This window comes from Xanthomonas sacchari (genome assembly GCF_024266585.1).
Classification (GTDB): Bacteria; Pseudomonadota; Gammaproteobacteria; order Xanthomonadales; family Xanthomonadaceae; genus Xanthomonas_A; species Xanthomonas_A sacchari_C.
On sequence record NZ_CP100647.1, the window covers coordinates 979,141 to 995,970 of the forward strand.

The window sequence follows — 16,830 nt, forward strand, 5'->3', positions numbered from 1 at the left end:
ATCCTACGCCTCCCCCGTGAGCAGACAGGCACGCGCATGCAGCACCGTTGGCGGCTGGACGGACAGACCGCGTTGATCACCGGCGCCAGCGCCGGCATCGGCCTGGCGATCGCGCGCGAGTTGCTCGGGTTCGGCGCCGACCTGCTGCTGGTGGCACGCGACCTCGATGCGCTGGAGGCCGCGCGCGACGAACTGCGCGACGCCTTCCCCGAGCGCCGCATCCTGGCGCTGGCCGCGGACGTCGCCGACGACGAGGACCGCCGCGAGATCCTGGACTGGGTCGAGGACCATGCCGACGGCCTGCACCTGCTGATCAACAACGCCGGCGGCAACGTCAGCAAGGCCGCGGTGGACTACACCGAGGACGAATGGCGCGGCATCTTCGAGACCAACCTGTTCTCCGCGTTCGAGCTGTCGCGCTACGCGTACCCGCTGCTGGCGCAGCATGCGGCCTCGGCGATCGTCAACGTCGGCAGCGTGTCCGGGCTGACCCACGTGCGCAGCGGCGCGCCCTACGGCATGACCAAGGCGGCGCTGCACCAACTGACCCGCAACCTCGCCGCCGAATGGGCCGAGGACGGCATCCGGGTGAATGCGGTGGCGCCGTGGTACATCCGCACCCGCCGCACCTCCGGGCCGCTGTCGGATCCTGACTACTACGAGCAGGTGATCGAGCGCACGCCGATGCGCCGCATCGGCGAGCCGGAGGAAGTGGCGGCGGCGGTCGGCTTCCTGTGCCTGCCGGCGGCCAGCTACATCACCGGCGAGTGCATCGCGGTGGATGGCGGCTTCTTGCGCTACGGGTTCTAGCGGTTCAGCCCCTGCACGGCGGCCGTGCGTGCAGGGCACCAGCCGAAAGGCGCAGCTTAGGTACGTCTCGGGCGCTACGTCGTCGGGACTGAAGTCCCTCCCACAAAGGCGCGGGCGCTCACCGCGGTGGACGGTGGCTTTTTGCGTTATGGGTTCTAGCGGTCAGCCCCTGCACGGCGGCCGTGCGTGCAGGGCACCAGCCGAAAGGCGCAGCTTAGGTACGTCTCGGGCGCTACGTCGTCGGGACTGAAGTCCCTCCCACAAAGCGCGGGTGCTCACCGCGGTGGATCGGCTCCTTTGCCTGCCGGCGGCCAGCTACCTTGCTGGCGAAGCATCGCGGTGGACGGTGGCTTTTTGCGTTACGGGTTTTAGCGGTTCAGCTCCTGCATGGCGGCTGCGCGTGCAGGGCACCAGCTGAAAGGCATGGCGTAGGTGCGTTTCGGGCGCTACGTCGTCGGGACTGAAGTCCCTCCCACAATGGCGCCGGCGCTCACCGCGGTTGATCGGCTCCTTTGCCTGCCGGCGGCCAGCTACCTTGCCGGCGAAGCATCGCGGTGGACGGCGGCTTCTTGCGCTACGGGTTCTAGCGGTTCAGCCCCTGCACGGCGGCCGTACGTGCAGGGCGCCAGCCGAAAGGCGCAGCTTAGGTGCGTCTCGGGCGCTACGTCGTCGGGACTGAAGTCCCTCCCACAAAGGCGCGGGCGCTCACCGCGGTGGATCGGCTCCTTTGCCTGCTGGCGGCCAGCTACCTTGCCGGCGAAGCATCGCGGTGGACGGCGGCTTTTTGCGCTACGGGTTCTAGCGGTTCAGCCCCTGCACGGCGGCCGTGCGTGCAGGGCACCAGCCTAAAGGCGCAGCTTAGGTACGTCTCGGGCGCTACGTCGTCGGGACTGAAGTCCCTCCCACAAGGGGGCCTGCTCACCCTGGTAGACCGGCTGCGGCGACGAGCGCCATGACGTGGCGGCGGCGGTCGGGTGCCTGTGGCTGTCGGCGGCCTGCTACATCACCTGCGCATCGCGGTCGACGGCGGTTTTTGCGCCATGGGCAGGCGTGTTGCAAGCGCGGCAACCGCGCGCATCGCCATCCGTAGGAGCGGCTTCAACCGCGACCGGGCATTCCCGGTAAGGCTCCGTCGTGGCTGAAGCCGCTCCTCGTAAACCAGGCGCACAACCATGCGCGAGCGGGACGGGTCACGGCACAGGCCGCTCCTGCGCACCGCAGTTGCTGGCCTCAAGCAGGTGGTCGCGGCGTTCGAACTCGGTGTGCAGCGCTTCGGCATGCTCGGGCACGGCGAAGCGCCAATGCGTTTCGGCTTCGGCCACATAGCTCTTCCAGGCCTCGCACAACTGCTCGGCGGGCAGCGGCTGGCACTGGTCGCGCAGCACTTCGCAGGCGCTGCCGCCGGCCTGGTTGGGGCCACCGTCCAGGTCCGTCGTGCTCAGCGGCACGCAGCGCGGCGGCGGTTCGGCGACTTCGCCGATATAGGACGCCTGCTCGCGGGTGGTGCAGGTGTACAGCGGCGGTGGCGGCAGCGCTGGCGCCGGGGGCGGTGCAGCGGCCGCGGGGGCGGGCGGGGTGGGCGCGTCCGCAGGCGTGGCGGCGTTCGTCGCGCTGGCCGGTGGCGGCGATGGGGCGGGCGGGGCTGCGGGCACGGTCGGCAGCGCGGCGCTGCCGACGCCCTGCATGACCTTCTTCTGCTGGCGCATGCCCTTGGGGCAAGGCTTGTTCTGGATGGTCAGGTTGTCCTGCGCGTCGGTACAGCGATAGAACACCACCGGTTCGGCGCGCGCGACGCCGGCGCAGGCCAGCACGGCGGCCAGACAGAGTAGACGGTGCATCAGCTGCCGCCGCAGTCGCGCGCCAGGCGCGCGTCGATGCCGCGCTGTTCGGTCTCCAGCGCGCGGCGCTCGCTCTGCAGCGCGCTGTTGTAGCGACGGATCAGCTCCCAGCGGCGGTCGCTCAGGCGCGCGCAGACCTCCTGCTCGGGCAGCGCCGTGCAGGTGTCGCGGATCAGGGTGCTGCCGGCGGGCACGATCACGCCGGCGCCGGCGGTCATCACCGGCGGCGGTGGCCCGGGTGGGCGCGGCGCACCCGGCGGGGGCGGTCCCGGCGGGCGGTGCGGGCGGCCATCGGGGCCGCGCTCTGACGGCCGCGCGTAGGGACCTTCGGCGTAGCCGTAGGCCCACAGCGGCACCCAGCGCGGGTTGCCGGCATTGTCGTCGCTGGTGTAGCGCGTGCCTTCCGGGGTCACGCACTCGTACATCGGCTGCGCTGGCTGCACGGTGACGATGCGCAGTTCGCGCTGCGGCAGCGGCGCCGGCGAGGCCGCCCCGCGCGCCGGATCGGTGCTCAGGGTGGTGGTCGGCCGCGGTGGCGGATCGCGCGGTCGCTGCATGTCCAGCACCTGCTGCTGGCGCGCGTTCTCGCAGGGGGCGTTCTGCAGGCTGACCGCGCCGGAGGCGGCGATGCAGCGGTAGATGCGCACCGACGCGTTGCTGCCGTCGCTGCTAATGGTCTGCGTCTGTTGCGCCCAGCCGGCGCCGCTCCAGGGCGACAGGCTCAGCAGCAGCAACGGGCGGAGAAGGCGGCGCATGCGCGCATCTTGCGCGCCTCGGGCGGCCAGGGAAAGGGCGTGCGCGCCGGGATTGAGGGCGCGACGGTGTCGCGGCAGGCCGGCGCGTTGATCCATCGCTGCGAGGCTTCGCCCGACCCTCATCCGCCCCTGCGGGGCACCTCTTTCTGAGGGGAGGAACAAAGCCCCTCTCCCCCCGGGAGAGGGGTTGGGGTGAGGGTCCGGAGCGCGAAGCGCCCACGTTGTGCCATCGCGCCCTTGTCGCCAAGCGTCAACGCAGCGGAAGCGCGGCGTGCCGTGCGCGAGGCCGGCGCCTCAGGCGCGCAGGATCTGGTCGCTGGCGGCGTCGCGGATCGGGGTGGGTTGGGCCAGGCCGCCGGTCTCGCCGTCGATCAGGCCGTCGAGGGCGTCCAGCAGCAGCGGATCCAGTTCGCTGCGCTGCCGCGCCGGCGGCTCGCCGCCGCGGTTGGCGCTGGTCGACACCAGGGCGCCGCCCCAGGCCCGGCACAGGGCGGCCACCAGCGGATGCGCGCTGATCCGCACGGCGATGCCCTGGTGCGCGCCGGTGATCCAGGGCGGCGCATGCGCGGCGGCGGGCAGGATCCAGGTGTGCGGTCCCGGCCAACTGGCCAGCACCGCGGCCAGCCGTCCCGGCGGCAACGCCGACAGGTCGAGCAGCGGGCGCAGCGGATCCAGTTCGGCGGCGACCACGATCAGGCCCTTGTCCACCGGCCGCTGCTTGATCCGCAGCAGGCGAGTCACGGCATTCTCGTCGTGCGGATCGCAGCCCAGCCCCCACACGGCTTCCGTGGGGTAGGCGATCACGCCGCCCTGGCGCAGGACGGCGACGGCATGGCTCAGCGACAGGTCGGTCATGCGCGCATCATGCGGCACGTCCTTGTCTAAGGACAATGAGGGTCATTGCGGAGCAGGGCGGATCAGCGCAGGGCGCGCTGGGCCGGGCCTCGTGGCCGAACCCACGACATGGGCAAGCGCGGTGCCCGCAGCAGCGGGGCGTGCGAGGGTGCGCTGCCTAAGCGATGTGCGCCAGCAAGGTCGAGGGCAGGCGGTGGAGCGATGAGGCGAGCGGGTGCTGATGGCGGCGCGCGCCATGCGCCGTGCTCGGCCGCGCCCCCAAAGTTGAAGGCCGCCGCGAACGGCAGCCCGACAAGGGCGGCTCAGCCGCCCTTGGCCACCGTCTTCTTGGCCGCCTTCTTCACCGCTTTCTTGGCGGTTTTCTTCGCGGCCTTCTTGACCGCCTTCTTCGCTGCCGGCTTGGCCGGGGCGTCGGCGGCGGCCTTCTTCGCTGCGCTCTTCTTCGGCGCGGCTTCCTTCTTGGCGGCGGCCTTCTTGGCGCCGAAGCCCTTGCGCACCGGCTTGCCGGTTTCCTCCAGCAGCTTCTGCACTTCGTCCAGGCTCAGCGTGGCCGGCTCGCGATCCTTGGGGATCTTGCCGTTGAGCTTGCCGTCGCTGATGTACGGGCCGAAGCGGCCGTTGAGCACCTGGATGTCGCTGCCGGGGAATTGCTTGATGATGCGGTTGCGCGCGATCTCTTCCTTCTCCTCGATCAGGAACACCGCGCGGGCCAGGTCGATGGTGTAGGGATCGTCTTCCTTCTTCAGCGAGGCATAGACGCTGCCGCGCTTGGCGAACGGACCGAAGCGGCCGATGCCGACGCTGACGTCCTCGCCCTTGTCCTGGCCGAGGCTGCGCGGCATCAGGAACAGCTCCAGCGCCTCCTCCAGGGTGATGGTGTGCATGCTCTGGCCGGGACGCAGCGAGGCGAACTTGGGCTTGTCCTCGGCATCCTCGGCGGTGCTGCCGATCGCCGCGTACGGCCCGAAGCGGCCCAGGCGCACGCTCACCGGCTTGCCGGTCTTGGGGTCGGTGCCGAGTTCGCGCGCGCCGCTGGCTTCGGCACGGTCGACCGATTCCTTCTTGTCCTCGACCAGTTCCTTGAACGGTTCCCAGAAACGCGACATCAGCGGGATCCAGTCCTCCTCGCCGCGCGAGACCGCGTCCAGCTCGTCCTCGAGCTTGGCGGTGAAGTCGTAGTCCACGTACCGGGTGAAATGGCTGGACAGGAACTTGGACACCGCGCGGCCGACGTCGGACGGACGGAAGCTGCGGCCTTCCATCTCCACGTACTTGCGGAACAGCAGGGTCTGGATGATCGAGGCGTAGGTCGAGGGGCGGCCGATGCCGTACTCTTCCAGCGCCTTCACCAGGGCCGCTTCGGTGAAGCGCGGCGGCGGCTGGGTGAAGTGCTGCTCGGCCAGGATGCGTTCCAGCGGCACGCGGTCGCCGGGCTTCATCGCCGGCAGCTTGCGGCCTTCGTCCTCGTCCTCGGCGCTCTTGTTGTCCTTGCCTTCCTCGTACACGGCCAGGAAACCGGCGACGACCACGGTGGTGCCGCTGGCGCGGAACACGTGCTCGCTGCCGGCCGACAGATCGACGCTGACGGTGTTGAGCGTGGCCGGGATCATCTGGCAGGCCACCGCGCGCTTCCAGATCAGCTCGTACAGCTTGCGCTCGTCGTCGGTCAGGAAGCGGGCGACCTGCGACGGGGTGCGCAGCGCCGAGGTCGGACGCACCGCTTCGTGCGCTTCCTGGGCATTCTTGGACTTGGTCTGGTAGGTGTTGGGCTGGTCCGGCAGCGAGGCGATGCCGTAGTCGCGGGCGATCACGTCGCGGATCTCGGCCAGCGCCTCCTGCGACAGGTTGACCGAGTCGGTACGCATGTACGAGATCAGGCCGACCGTGCCCTCGTCGCCGATCGCCACGCCTTCGTACAGCTTCTGCGCCACCTGCATGGTCTTGCGGGTGGTGAAGCCGAGCTTGCGCGAGGCTTCCTGCTGCAGCGTGGAGGTGGTGAACGGCGGCGCCGGGCGGCGCTTGCGCTCCTTGCTTGCCACGTCGGTGACGTGCAGCGCACCCTGCGCGGCCTGCTGGATGCGCAGGCGCGCCGACTCGGCGGTGTCGCCGTCGGTGATGGTGAACTGCTCGAACTTCTGCCCGTCGAGCTTGATCAGCTTGGCGTTGAAGTGCTGCGAGGGATGCGCGCAGTCGGCGGCGATGGACCAGTATTCGCGGGCGACGAAGGCTTCGATCTCCTCCTCGCGCTCGACGATCATGCGCAGCGCCGGCGACTGCACGCGGCCGGCGGACAGGCCGCGCTGCACCTTGCGCCACAGCACCGGCGAGAGGTTGAAGCCGACCAGGTAGTCCAGCGCGCGGCGCGCCTGCTGCGCATCGACCAGGTCGCCGGCGATCTGCCGCGGCTGCGCCATCGCTTCCTTGATCGCGCGCGGGGTGATCTCGGTGAACACCACCCGGTGCAGCGGCTTGCCCTTGAGCAGCCCGCGCTCCTGCAGGATCTCGGCGATGTGCCAGCTGATCGCCTCGCCCTCGCGGTCCGGGTCGGTCGCCAGGTAGATGTCTTCGGCCGCTTTGGCCGCCTTGGCGATGGCTTCGACGTGCTTCTCGTTCTTGTCGATCAGCGCGTAGCGCATCGCGAAGCCGTCGTCCGGATCCACCGCGCCTTCCTTCGGGATCAGGTCGCGCACGTGCCCATACGAGGCCAGGACGTGGAAATCCTTGCCGAGGTATTTGTTGATCGTCTTGGCCTTGGCGGGCGATTCGACGATGAGCAGGTGCTTGGACATGGCGGGTCGGGCTTCGATGGGCGTGGGCGGACGCCCTGGGGGCGGTAGGGTGGCGCAATTGCTCCGGTTAGTGAAGCGTTGCGGTCTCGCAGAGAAGCCGACGCCCGGGATGGAACCCCCGGGCGTTCAGCTACGGCGCTTATTTATTAGTGGGCATGTCCGGCGTCCGCTGTCAAGCCGGCGGCGGCCGGCCCGGCCGCCGCGCACGTGGTCGCGCGGCTTGCGGAGCCCGCCGGACTCAGTGCCAGCCGCCCTTGGCGGCGATGCCGATCGCCAGGGCCACCAGCAGCACCGCAGCCGCCATCAGCAGGCCGAAAATCGTCAGGATCACCACGGTGACCGTGCCGAGCTTGCGCTGTTGCCATTCCGGGTGGTCGGTGTAGGCCCACTTGTCCACCACCAGCGTGTCGCAGAGCATGTCGTGCAGGGCCTGCTTGCGTTCGGTGAAGGCGGCCATCAGCAGGCCGATGCCCAGGGTCAGGCTGCTCAGCATGAAGCCGAAGTAGCGGCCCACGCCGCGGGCCACGCTGATGCGGCTGCCGTCGGTGCGCACCACCTTGATGCCGACCGCCATCTTGCCCAGCGTGGCCTGCTTGGTGGAGGCGTGGAACAGGCCGTAGTACAGCGCCGAGATCGCCATCGGCAGCAGGTACAGCAGGACCAGCATGATGATGCCGGCCGCGGTGGCGAAGTCGGGCTGCTTGCCGAAGCCGTTGATCCCGAAGAAGCCCAGCATCACCACGAACTGGATCACATTGGCGACGATGCCGACCAGGACCGCGTCGATCAGGTAGGCGGCCACGCGCTTCCAGAAGCCGGCCTGCACCACCTCGCCGCCGCCGACCACGTGCGCGCCGCTGTCGAGCACGGCCGCGGGCGCCGCGTAGGGCGAGGCCGCCACGGCCGGCGCGGGTGCGGGAGCGGCCCAGGCGTCGGGGACGGCCGGGGCGGGCGGCGGAACCTCGCCGGCGGCCTCCAACGGCGCCAGTGCAGGCGCCGGCGCCGGTGCCTGGGTCAGGCCGAGTTCGTCGACGAATTCGGCCAGGGTGCGCCATTCGCTCAGGCCCTCGCGCCAGACCAGGGTGGACAGGCCGATCTCGCCACGCTGGAAGCAGTGCTGCACCTCGGCAGCCGGGATGGGCCCATGGCGCTGCTGCGCCGCATCGGCGTAGTACCACTCAGTCATTGTGTTCCCCGGAGTTGCAGTCGAAAACGGTGTGCCGGTCAGCCGCCGCGGCAGTGGGCCGGCAGGACGCGGTCGTCCAGGTCGGAACTGCAGTTCCAGGCGGACGTGCGTTCATCGTAGTCCAGCCACAGCGCTTTGCCATCCAGGCGCTTTTGGTCGGGCAGGTGCAGCGTGGCTTCCAGCCCGCAGTGGCCGTTGTCGAAACGGCCGACCCGCACCTGCGCGATGGCATCGCCGGCATAGCTCTGCGGGGTGCCGAAGCCGGTGTCGCCGTTCACCGGGCAACGGTGCTCCTGCGCGGCGAACGCGCCGATCTGGTCCTTCAGCGGCGCCAGGGGGCCGAGCGCCTGCGCGACCTTGGCGCGTGCCAGGTAGTCCTGGTAGGCGGGCAGGGCGATCGCGGCGACGATGCCCAGGAATGCCACCAGCAGCACGCCGCCGACCACGGCGATGATGGCCGTGATCGCGCAGCCGGACAGGCCGTTGCGCGGCGCGACGGCGGCAGCGGCGCGTGCGGGAGCGGCGGCCTGGAGCGGCGGCGGCAAGGGGGGCGGGGTGGGCGCGTCCGGCAGGCCCAGTTCGGCGGCGACCGCGTGCAGCGGCCGCCACTCCGGCAGGCCTTCGCGCCAGACCAGGGTCTCGTGGTGCAGGCGGCCGTCGTGCAGGCGTTCCAGCAGGGCCGACGCCGGCAACGGGCCGTGCCGTTCGCGCGCGGCGTCGACGTAGTACCAGGCCGCCAATGGAGAGGTGTCTTCGTGCATCCGTGCGCGACCGTCAGTGGCTCAGTGGACCGGTTCCGGCTCGTCGACGAACATCTGCGTTTCCATCCACGCGTATGCCGCCTCGGCGCCGGGCTGGTTGAACAGCACCATCAGCACCACCCATTTCAGGTCGTCCAGGTCCAGCTCGTCCTGGTCCAGGGCCATGGCCCGGTCCAGCACCAGTTCGCGCTGGTCGCTGTCGAGGATGCCGTGCTGCTCCAGGAACAGCAGGAAACCGCGGCATTCCACGTCGAGCTTGTCCAGTTCCGGGCCGTGGTAGATGCGGATCGGCCCGTCGATGCGCGGCTGCGCCACGGCCGGGCGCTGGTCGGCCAGGGCGTCGAGCCAGTCGAACGCCTTGCTGATCTCGGTGGGGCTGAAACCGGCCTGGATCAGGCCATTCTGGAGGGAGTCGCGATCGCGAACCGGATCCGCGTCTTCGCTGAAATAGTGTTCGAACAGGTACAGCAGGACATCCAGAATGCTCTCTTTCATTGCCCCTCGGCCTGCGTCGCGAGACGCTGTGGAGGTGAAGAAACTAGGGTTTGCGGGTGTAACGACCGCGTTCGACCGCCACGTAGCCATCCAGTTCCATGGCCAGCAGCATGGAGGACGCCGCTGCGGCCGTCAATCCGCTGCGTGCGATCACTGAATCCATACAGATGGGGTCGTGACCCAGCGCCTGCCACAAGCGCTGGTAGTGGGGGTCGGGAAAGGCCGGCGTGGCGCTGCGCGCGGTGCTGGCTTCCTGTGTGGGGGCGTTCAGGCGCCCGCGCAAGGCGTCGGCGAGTTCGGCGGCCAGCGGTGCGACGCCGGCCAGCACCTCCTCGGCGCTTTCCACCAGTCCGGCGCCGTCGCGGATCAGCCGATGGCAGCCGCGCGCCAGCGGGTTGTGGATCGAGCCGGGCAGGGCGAACACCTCGCGCCCGGCCTCGGCGGCCAGCCGCGCGGTGATCAGTGCGCCGGAGCGGGTGGCCGCCTCGATCACCAGGGTCGCCAGGCTCAGCCCGGCGATGATCCGGTTGCGCGCCGGGAAGTGGCCCGGCCGCGCCAGGGTGCCGGGCGGATGCTCGCTGACCACCGCGCCGCGTTCGGCGATCTGCGTGCGCAGGGCGGCATGCTGGCGCGGGTAGGCCAGGTCGGGGCCGGTGCCGACCACCGCCACGGTCCGCCCGTCGGCGCGCGACAGTGCCGCCCGGTGCGCGGCGGCATCCACGCCGCTGGCCATGCCGCTGGTGACCGCGAAGCCGGCCGCGGCCAGGGCCAGGGCGAAGCCGTAGGCGTTGTCGCGGCCGCCGGCGCTGGGCGCGCGACTGCCGACCACCGCCACGGCCGGGTGCCACAGCGCCGCGGGGTCGCCGTCCACGTACAGCGCCAGCGGCGGGTTGGGCGCACGTCGCAGCAGGGTGGGGTAGTCGGCATCGTGGCAGCCGAGCAGGTGCCGGCCTGGTTGCGCCAGCCAGTGCTCGGCGGCTTCCAGCGCGGCGCGGTCGGGCCGCTGCAGCGCGGCGATCTGCGCCGCGTCCAGGCCGGCGGCATGCCAGCCGGCGGGGCCGGCGGCCAGTGCCGCGGCCGGGCTGCCATGCTGCTCCAGCAGTTGCCGGCGCGGGGCGCTGGCGCCGCCGGCCAGCGACAGGACCAGCAGGGCCGGGTCGGCGGGTGCGTCGATGCGGGCGGTGTCAGGCTGGGACATGCGCCCAGGCTAGGCCGCAGACGCAGACGGCGCCCTCGGGCGCCGTCTGCAATCGCTGTAGGGGGATGCCGCGGCGGCGGGTCAGCGTGCGTCCGGGTGCTTGACGTCGTAGCCGATGCGGGTCGGCTTGATGCCGTCCATCACCAGCGCGTAGCTGACCTTGTCGAAGGTGCGGAACACCATCGCATGCGCGGCGTATTCGTCCGGCAGCGCCACGGTGCCGCCGCCGCCGGTGAAGCCGTCGTCGGCACGCGAGGTATCGGGGAGAAGCACGCGGTTGTTGACCCGGGTGCCGTGGCGCCACAGGGAGAACACGGTGCCGTTGTCGATGCCTTCGCGGCGGCCGCCGGAGATGGCGATCACGTCGCGCGGGCCGGCCACGCTGAACGCGTCGGCCACCGCCAGCACCCGCAGGCCGGCCGCCAGCGCCTGCTCGGAGGGCGGATGCGGCACGAACTGCAGGTCGTAGGGCTGCGCCTCGACCGGGATCAGGCGGTCGCCGGCGCGCACTTCGCGGGCGTTGTCCTGCAGCAGCAGGGTGGTGGCCTGGCGGCCGTCGGCGGAGACCCGGGTGACGGTGCCGATGTTGACCTGTGCCAGTTCGTAGCCGAGGGTCTCGCGGCGCTTGTCCGGCGGCACGAAGGTCTGCCACAGGTTGCCGCTGCCGGGAATGCTGCGGCCTTCGGCGTTGAGGTCGTCGCTGAGCTTGGGCAGCAGGTAGCGCACGGTCGGGCGGACCACGGCGTAGCGCTGCCCGGCCTGGGCCTGGCCGAGGCCGACCGCGTAGACCAGTTGCCCGTCGGTGGCGCGCAGCCGGTTGTCTTCGATGCCGACGACGTAGGGCAGGTGGTCGATGCGGTCGACCACGCGCAGGTTCTTCAGGAACGGCTCCACCTGCGCCAGCGGGATCGCGTCGATCGGCGCGTCCTGGCGCGGGCCCGGCTTGACCGCGGCATGCGCCACCCGGTCCAGGTAGGCCAGGCTGAGCACGTCGCCGGGGTAGATCAGGTGCGGGTTGTGCACCTGCGGATTGGCCTGCCAGATCTCCGGCCACAGCCAGGGCTTGCCGAGGAAACGCCCGGCGATGTCCCACAGCGTGTCGCCCTTGCGCACCACGTAGGTGTCGGGGTGTTCTGCGGCCATGCTGGCGGAAGCGGCATAGGTCGCCACGGTGAGCATCGCCACGGCGACGACCGTGCGGAGTCGATTGAACATGAGCGCGGAGCCTGATTCCCCAACAGGTTGGCGCACTATAGTGCAGAACCCAGGTGCGGGCGCAAGCGCCGGGCGCAGAAACGGGTAGAATTCGCAGGCCTTGCCGAATCGTCCGGCGCCCCCATCCTGGGTATCGCTATGGCCCTGCTCCCCATTCTCGAATTCCCCGATCCGCGCCTGCGTACCAAGGCGGTGCCGGTCGAGTCCGCCGAGGTCACCTCCGCGGCGTTCCAACGCCTGCTCGACGACATGTTCGAGACCATGTACGACGCGCCCGGCATCGGCCTGGCGGCCAGCCAGGTGGACGTGCACAAGCGCTTCATGGTCATCGACGTCAGCGAGGAGAAGAACGCCCCGCAGGTGTTCATCAACCCGCAGATCGTGCAGCGCGACGGCGAACAGGTGTACCAGGAAGGCTGCCTGTCGGTCCCCGGCATCTACGCCGACGTGGCCCGCGCCGACGCCATCACCGTGCGCTACCTGGACCGCCAGGGCCAGCCGCAGGAACTGAGCACCGACGGCCTGCTGGCGGTGTGCGTGCAGCACGAGATGGACCACCTCGACGGCAAGCTGTTCGTCGACTACCTGTCCCCGCTCAAGCGCGAAATGGTGCGCAAGAAGCTGGCCAAGGCGCGCAAGCACGTGGCTTGAAGCGGGGAACCGGGAATGGAGAAACGGGAATCGTAAGTGCGGTGCCCGTGACCTTCCCGGGTTCGCGCTTTGCCCATTCCCTCTTCCCCATTCCCGGTTCCCAGCCTCCATGAAAATCGTCTTCGCCGGTACGCCGGACTTCGCCGTGCCGTCGTTGCGCGCGGCTGCGCAGCGCCATGAAGTGGTCGCGGTCTACACCCAGCCGGACCGGCCGGCCGGGCGCGGGCGCGGGCTGACCCCGTCGCCGGTCAAGCTGGAGGCGGTGGCGCGCGGTATCCCGGTGCTGCAGCCGCAGACGCTGCGTTCGCCGGAGACGCTGCAGGCGCTGCGCGCGCTGCAGCCGGACCTGATCGTGGTGGTGGCCTACGGGCTGATCCTGCCCAAGGCGGTGCTGGCGATCCCGACCCATGGTTGCTGGAACGTGCATGCCTCGCTGCTGCCGCGCTGGCGCGGCGCCGCGCCGATCCAGCGCGCGATCGAGGCCGGCGACACCGAGACCGGGGTGTGCCTGATGCAGATGGAGGCCGGGCTGGACACCGGCCCGGTGCTGCTGTCGCAGCGCACGCCGATCAGCGCCGAGGAGACCGGCGGGCAGTTGCACGACCGCCTGGCCGCGCTCGGCGCGCAGGTGCTGGCCGACGGCCTGGGCCTGTTGCGCGCCGGCCTGCGCCCGGCGGCACAGCCGCAGCCGCAGGCCGGCGTCACCTATGCGCAAAAGCTGGACAAGGCACAGGCGCGGCTGGACTGGCAGCAGCCGGCGGCGCAGCTGGCGCGGCAGGTGCGCGCCTTCGATCCGTGGCCGGTCGCCGAGGCAATGCTGGCCGGCGAGCGGGTGCGGGTGCGCGGCGCGATCGCGTTGGACCTGGCCCACGGGCAGCAACCGGGCACGGTACTGGCCGCCTCCAAGCAGGGCATCGATATCGCCTGCGGCCAGGGCGCGCTGCGCCTGCGCGTGCTGCAGCGCGACGGCGGCAAGGCGATCACCGCCGCCGACTACCTCAACGCACGGCGCGACCTGCCGGTGCTGGCCTGACGCGCGTGCCATTGCGTATCGCGGACGCCGTGCTGGGCCTGGCAGGCGCGCCTGTGGCTGCGTCCTCGCTGAGGCGTGAGCGGGCGTTCACTGCTCCGCGTGTCCGCGCCTTGCGCACGCGCCACCACGGCGCAGCATGCGCGCGCGGGAACGCCCCGTCCTGGGGCGTGCGCCGATGACCGCGTCCCCCGCTGCCGTGTGGCCGCCGGGCGTGGCCCCGCGGGTGGTCGCCGCCCGCGTGCTGACGGCGGTGATCGACCGTGGCCGCTCGCTCAAGGCGGAACTGGCGGCGGCGTTGCCGACGCTGCCCGATTCGCGCGACCGCGCGCTGGTCGAGGCGATCTGCTTCGCCGTGCTGCGCCGCCGCCCGGCCTACGAGGCGGCGTTGCGGATGTGGTTGCAGAAGCAGTTGCCGCAGCGCGACGCCGAACTGCGCGGCCTGCTGTTGGCCGGCTTCGCCCAGCTCGATGCGCTGGGCCTTGCACCGCATGCAGCGCTGTCGGCGACGGTGGAGGCGACGCGCGCGCTGGACCGGCCGCGCCAGGCCGGGCTGGTCAACGCGTTGCTGCGGCGCGCGCTGCGCGACGGGCTGCCGGCGGTCGCCGCCGATGCGGGCTGGCCGCTGTGGTTGCGCGATGCGCTGCAGGCCGACTGGCCGCAGCAGGCCGAGGCGATCTTCGCCGCCAGCCAGCAGCCGGCGCCGCTGTGGCTGCGGGTCAACCGCCAGCGCGGCACTCGCGACGCCTACCTGCAGGAACTGGCCGCGGCCGGCATCGCCGCGCAGGCGTCGCCGCTGCTGGCCGATGCGATCCGGCTGGAGACGCCGCTGGCGGTGGGCGCGCTGCCGGGCTTCGCCGACGGCCGCGTCTCGGTGCAGGACGGCGCGGCGCAGCAGGTCGCCGACGTGCTGGCGCCGGCGCCGGGTGCGCGCGTGCTCGACGCGTGCGCGGCGCCCGGCGGCAAGTCCGCGCACCTGCTCGAACGCGACCCGAGCCTGCGCCTGACCGCGCTGGATGTGGATGCGCGGCGCCTGGCGCGGGTCGGCGAGACCTTCGCGCGCACCGGCGCCGGCGCGCAGGCGCAGCTGCAGGTCGCCGACGCGGCGCAGCCGCAGGACTGGTGGGACGGCGTGTCGTTCGACGCGGTGCTGCTCGACGCGCCGTGTTCCGCTACCGGCATCGTGCGCCGCCAGCCGGATGTGTTGCTGCACCGCCGGCGCGAGGACGTGGTGGCGCTGCAGGCGCTGCAGGCGCGCCTGCTCGATGCCGCCTGGCAGGTGCTGCGGCCGGGTGGGGTGCTGGTCTACGCCACCTGCTCGCTGCTGCAGGACGAGAACGCGCGGCAGGTGCAGGCAATGCTGGCGCGGCAGCAAGGCGCGGCGCTGGAGGACCCCGGCGCGGCCTGCGGGCATGCCTCCGGCGGCGGCCGCCAGCGCTTCCCCGGCGAGCAGGACTGCGACGGTTTCTACTACGCGCGGTTGCGCAAGACGGCGTGAACCGGCCCCGGTATCATCGTTTCCCATGCTGAAGACCCGCGCGTCCCGAGAGTTCTGGTTGTTGGCCGTCCTGGCGGTGCTGGTGCTCGGCGCCGGCCTGGGCCTGCGCGATCCGCACCCGGCCGACGAACCGCGCTTCGCGCTGGTCGCCAAGCAGATGGTGGACAGCGGCAACTGGCTGTTCCCGCACCGCGGCACCGAGCTGTACTCGGACAAGCCGCCGATGCTGATGTGGCTGCAGGCCAGCTTCTACACCCTGTTCGGCAACTGGCGGGTGGCGTTCCTGCTGCCGTCGCTGCTGGCCGGTCTGGGCACGCTGGCCTGCGTCTACGACCTGGGCCGGCGCCTGTGGACGCGCCGCGTCGGCATGTACGCGGCCTACGCGCTGCTGTTCGCCTTCCACTTCACCTACCAGGCGAAGAAGGCGCAGATCGACCCGCTGGTGGTGTTCTTCATCACCTTGGGCAACTACGCGCTGCTGCGCCACCTGTTGCGCGGGCCGGACTGGCGGCTGTGGGCGCTGGGCTGGTTCGCCGCCGGCCTGGGCACCATCACCAAGGGCGTGGGCGTGCTGGCGCTGCTGATGCTGCTGCCGGCCGCGGCGGCGTCGCTGGCGCACTGGCGCGGGGTCCGGGTCGGCCTGCGCGATGCGCGCTTCTGGCTGGGGCCGCTGGCGTTCCTGGCGGCGGTGTCGATCTGGCTGGTGCCGATGGTGACCACGGCGCTGTCGAGCAACGCGCCCGAGTACCGCGCCTACCTCAACGACATCCTGTTCCGGCAGACCGCCGGGCGCTACGCCAAGTCCTGGGACCACGCGCACGGGCCGCTGTACTTCTTCGGGGTGATGCCGAGCATGTGGCTGCCGGTGCTGCTGGCGCTGCCGTGGGCGATCCCGGCCTGGGCGCGGCGCCTGCGCCGCCGCGATGCGCGCTACCTGCTGCCGCTGGCCTGGTGGGCGCTGGTGGTGCTGTTCTTCTCGATCCCGACCGGCAAGCGCGACGTCTACATCCTGCCGGCGCTGCCGATGCTGTGCCTGGCGATGGGGCCGCTGATCCCGGGGCTGTTGCGCAAGACCGGGGTCAAGCGCCTGCTGCTGGCGTTCACCGCGCTGCTGACGCTGGCGCTGCTCGGCGTCGGCGCGGCGATCCTGCTCGGCCATGGCTTCCGCGCGAAGATGATGGAGGACCGCGGCATCGATCTGGTCACGGTGCAGGTGCTGGCCTGGATCCTGCTGGCGATCGGGCTGTGGGGCGTGGCCAGCCTGGCCGCGTTCGCGCGGCGCCGTCCGGAACTGGCGACGGTGTCGACCCTGACCATGATCTGGGTGATGGCCGGGTTGCTGGTGTATCCGTTGATCAACCTGTCCAGCTCGGCGCGCGGGGTGATGGAGGCGGTCGGGCGCCGCATCGGCCCGGACGCCGAGCTCGGCCTGGTCGCCTGGAAGGAGCAGAACCTGCTGATGGCCGACCCCCCGGCGGCGACCTTCGGTTTCGTGGTGCCCTGGGACGAGCAATTGCGCCGCGGCATCGCCTGGCAGGCGCAGGCGCCGCAGCGGCGCTGGCTGCTGGTGCAGGAGGCGGCAATGCTGGGCTGCGTCGATCGCAGCGCCAGCACCCTGGCCGGCGTGTCCAATCGGCGCGACTGGTGGCTGGTCCCGGCCAACGCCGTGCACGGCCACTGCGTGGTCACCGAGGACGACCGCGACCGCCTGCGCGAGCAGGACAAGGACCGCTTCGAATGAGCCGCCCC

At 71.3% G+C, this 16,830-nt stretch carries 14 protein-coding genes; 5 read left to right on the forward strand and 9 right to left on the reverse strand.

Annotation, left to right across the window (positions count from 1 at the left end; translation table 11 throughout):
* Window positions 1-36: 36 nt before the first annotated feature.
* A complete protein-coding gene (locus NKJ47_RS04025; protein WP_254460249.1) occupies window positions 37-810 on the forward strand; it encodes an SDR family oxidoreductase in 774 nt (257 codons plus the stop codon).
* A 1,190-nt stretch (window positions 811-2,000) separates the two neighbouring features.
* On the opposite strand, the gene NKJ47_RS04030 is transcribed toward NKJ47_RS04025, so the two are convergent.
* The 9 genes from NKJ47_RS04030 to NKJ47_RS04070 all read right to left on the reverse strand — a co-directional run bounded on the left by NKJ47_RS04030 (window position 2,001) and on the right by NKJ47_RS04070 (window position 11,902).
* Window positions 2,001-2,648 carry a DUF4124 domain-containing protein gene (locus NKJ47_RS04030; protein WP_254460250.1) on the reverse strand — a complete coding sequence of 216 codons (648 nt, stop codon included), beginning with the start codon at window positions 2,646-2,648 and terminating at the stop codon, window positions 2,001-2,003.
* A complete protein-coding gene (locus tag NKJ47_RS04035; protein WP_254460251.1) occupies window positions 2,648-3,403 on the reverse strand; it encodes a DUF4124 domain-containing protein in 756 nt (251 codons plus the stop codon). Before NKJ47_RS04035 ends, NKJ47_RS04030 begins: the two co-directional genes overlap by 1 nt.
* Window positions 3,404-3,697: 294 nt before the next feature.
* Complete coding sequence (locus NKJ47_RS04040; protein WP_254460252.1) at window positions 3,698-4,258, reverse strand: Sua5/YciO/YrdC/YwlC family protein; 561 nt, start codon at window positions 4,256-4,258, stop codon at window positions 3,698-3,700.
* Window positions 4,259-4,560: 302 nt separating this feature from the next.
* A complete protein-coding gene (locus NKJ47_RS04045; RefSeq protein ID WP_254460253.1) occupies window positions 4,561-7,047 on the reverse strand; it encodes a DNA topoisomerase I in 2,487 nt (828 codons plus the stop codon).
* 238 nt (window positions 7,048-7,285) lie between these two features.
* Window positions 7,286-8,233 (reverse strand): RDD family protein, encoded by a 948-nt coding sequence (locus NKJ47_RS04050; RefSeq protein ID WP_254460254.1) that lies wholly within the window; start codon window positions 8,231-8,233, stop codon window positions 7,286-7,288.
* 38 nt (window positions 8,234-8,271) lie between these two features.
* A complete protein-coding gene (locus tag NKJ47_RS04055; protein ID WP_254460255.1) occupies window positions 8,272-8,994 on the reverse strand; it encodes a pilin in 723 nt (240 codons plus the stop codon).
* 21 nt (window positions 8,995-9,015) lie between these two features.
* Entirely contained in the window at window positions 9,016-9,489 is a 474-nt protein-coding gene (locus NKJ47_RS04060) for a DUF494 family protein (protein WP_010340686.1), read from the reverse strand.
* Between the two features lie 43 nt (window positions 9,490-9,532).
* Entirely contained in the window at window positions 9,533-10,687 is a 1,155-nt protein-coding gene (gene dprA / locus NKJ47_RS04065; protein ID WP_254460256.1) for a DNA-processing protein DprA, read from the reverse strand.
* Between the two features lie 81 nt (window positions 10,688-10,768).
* On the reverse strand, window positions 10,769-11,902 hold the full coding sequence (locus NKJ47_RS04070) for a LysM peptidoglycan-binding domain-containing protein (RefSeq protein ID WP_254460257.1): 1,134 nt from the start codon (window positions 11,900-11,902) through the stop codon (window positions 10,769-10,771).
* Window positions 11,903-12,040: 138 nt separating this feature from the next.
* On the opposite strand from NKJ47_RS04070, the gene def reads away from it, so the two are divergent.
* The 4 genes from def (at window position 12,041) to NKJ47_RS04090 (ending at window position 16,822) form a co-directional block, all read left to right on the forward strand.
* The gene (gene def / locus NKJ47_RS04075; RefSeq protein ID WP_254460258.1) at window positions 12,041-12,553 is read left to right on the forward strand and encodes a peptide deformylase; all 513 of its coding nucleotides are present in this window, start codon (window positions 12,041-12,043) and stop codon (window positions 12,551-12,553) included.
* 109 nt (window positions 12,554-12,662) lie between these two features.
* A complete protein-coding gene (gene fmt / locus NKJ47_RS04080) occupies window positions 12,663-13,586 on the forward strand; it encodes a methionyl-tRNA formyltransferase (RefSeq protein ID WP_254460259.1) in 924 nt (307 codons plus the stop codon).
* A gap of 175 nt (window positions 13,587-13,761) precedes the next feature.
* Window positions 13,762-15,081 carry a 16S rRNA (cytosine(967)-C(5))-methyltransferase RsmB gene (gene rsmB / locus NKJ47_RS04085; RefSeq protein ID WP_254460260.1) on the forward strand — a complete coding sequence of 440 codons (1,320 nt, stop codon included), beginning with the start codon at window positions 13,762-13,764 and terminating at the stop codon, window positions 15,079-15,081.
* A 25-nt stretch (window positions 15,082-15,106) separates the two neighbouring features.
* On the forward strand, window positions 15,107-16,822 hold the full coding sequence (locus NKJ47_RS04090) for an ArnT family glycosyltransferase (protein ID WP_254460261.1): 1,716 nt from the start codon (window positions 15,107-15,109) through the stop codon (window positions 16,820-16,822).
* The last annotated feature ends 8 nt before the right edge of the window (window positions 16,823-16,830 follow it).

Bases quoted from the DNA above. Each gene is read 5' to 3' on its own strand.
- NKJ47_RS04025 (WP_254460249.1), top strand. From the start codon at position 37: ATGCAGCACCGTTGGCGGCTGGACGGACAGACCGCGTTGATCACCGGC.
- NKJ47_RS04030 (WP_254460250.1), bottom strand. From the start codon at position 2,648: ATGCACCGTCTACTCTGTCTGGCCGCCGTGCTGGCCTGCGCCGGCGTC.
- NKJ47_RS04035 (WP_254460251.1), bottom strand. From the start codon at position 3,403: ATGCGCCGCCTTCTCCGCCCGTTGCTGCTGCTGAGCCTGTCGCCCTGG.
- NKJ47_RS04040 (WP_254460252.1), bottom strand. From the start codon at position 4,258: ATGACCGACCTGTCGCTGAGCCATGCCGTCGCCGTCCTGCGCCAGGGC.
- NKJ47_RS04045 (WP_254460253.1), bottom strand. From the start codon at position 7,047: ATGTCCAAGCACCTGCTCATCGTCGAATCGCCCGCCAAGGCCAAGACG.
- NKJ47_RS04050 (WP_254460254.1), bottom strand. From the start codon at position 8,233: ATGACTGAGTGGTACTACGCCGATGCGGCGCAGCAGCGCCATGGGCCC.
- NKJ47_RS04055 (WP_254460255.1), bottom strand. From the start codon at position 8,994: ATGCACGAAGACACCTCTCCATTGGCGGCCTGGTACTACGTCGACGCC.
- NKJ47_RS04060 (WP_010340686.1), bottom strand. From the start codon at position 9,489: ATGAAAGAGAGCATTCTGGATGTCCTGCTGTACCTGTTCGAACACTAT.
- dprA (WP_254460256.1), bottom strand. From the start codon at position 10,687: ATGTCCCAGCCTGACACCGCCCGCATCGACGCACCCGCCGACCCGGCC.
- NKJ47_RS04070 (WP_254460257.1), bottom strand. From the start codon at position 11,902: ATGTTCAATCGACTCCGCACGGTCGTCGCCGTGGCGATGCTCACCGTG.
- def (WP_254460258.1), top strand. From the start codon at position 12,041: ATGGCCCTGCTCCCCATTCTCGAATTCCCCGATCCGCGCCTGCGTACC.
- fmt (WP_254460259.1), top strand. From the start codon at position 12,663: ATGAAAATCGTCTTCGCCGGTACGCCGGACTTCGCCGTGCCGTCGTTG.
- rsmB (WP_254460260.1), top strand. From the start codon at position 13,762: ATGACCGCGTCCCCCGCTGCCGTGTGGCCGCCGGGCGTGGCCCCGCGG.
- NKJ47_RS04090 (WP_254460261.1), top strand. From the start codon at position 15,107: ATGCTGAAGACCCGCGCGTCCCGAGAGTTCTGGTTGTTGGCCGTCCTG.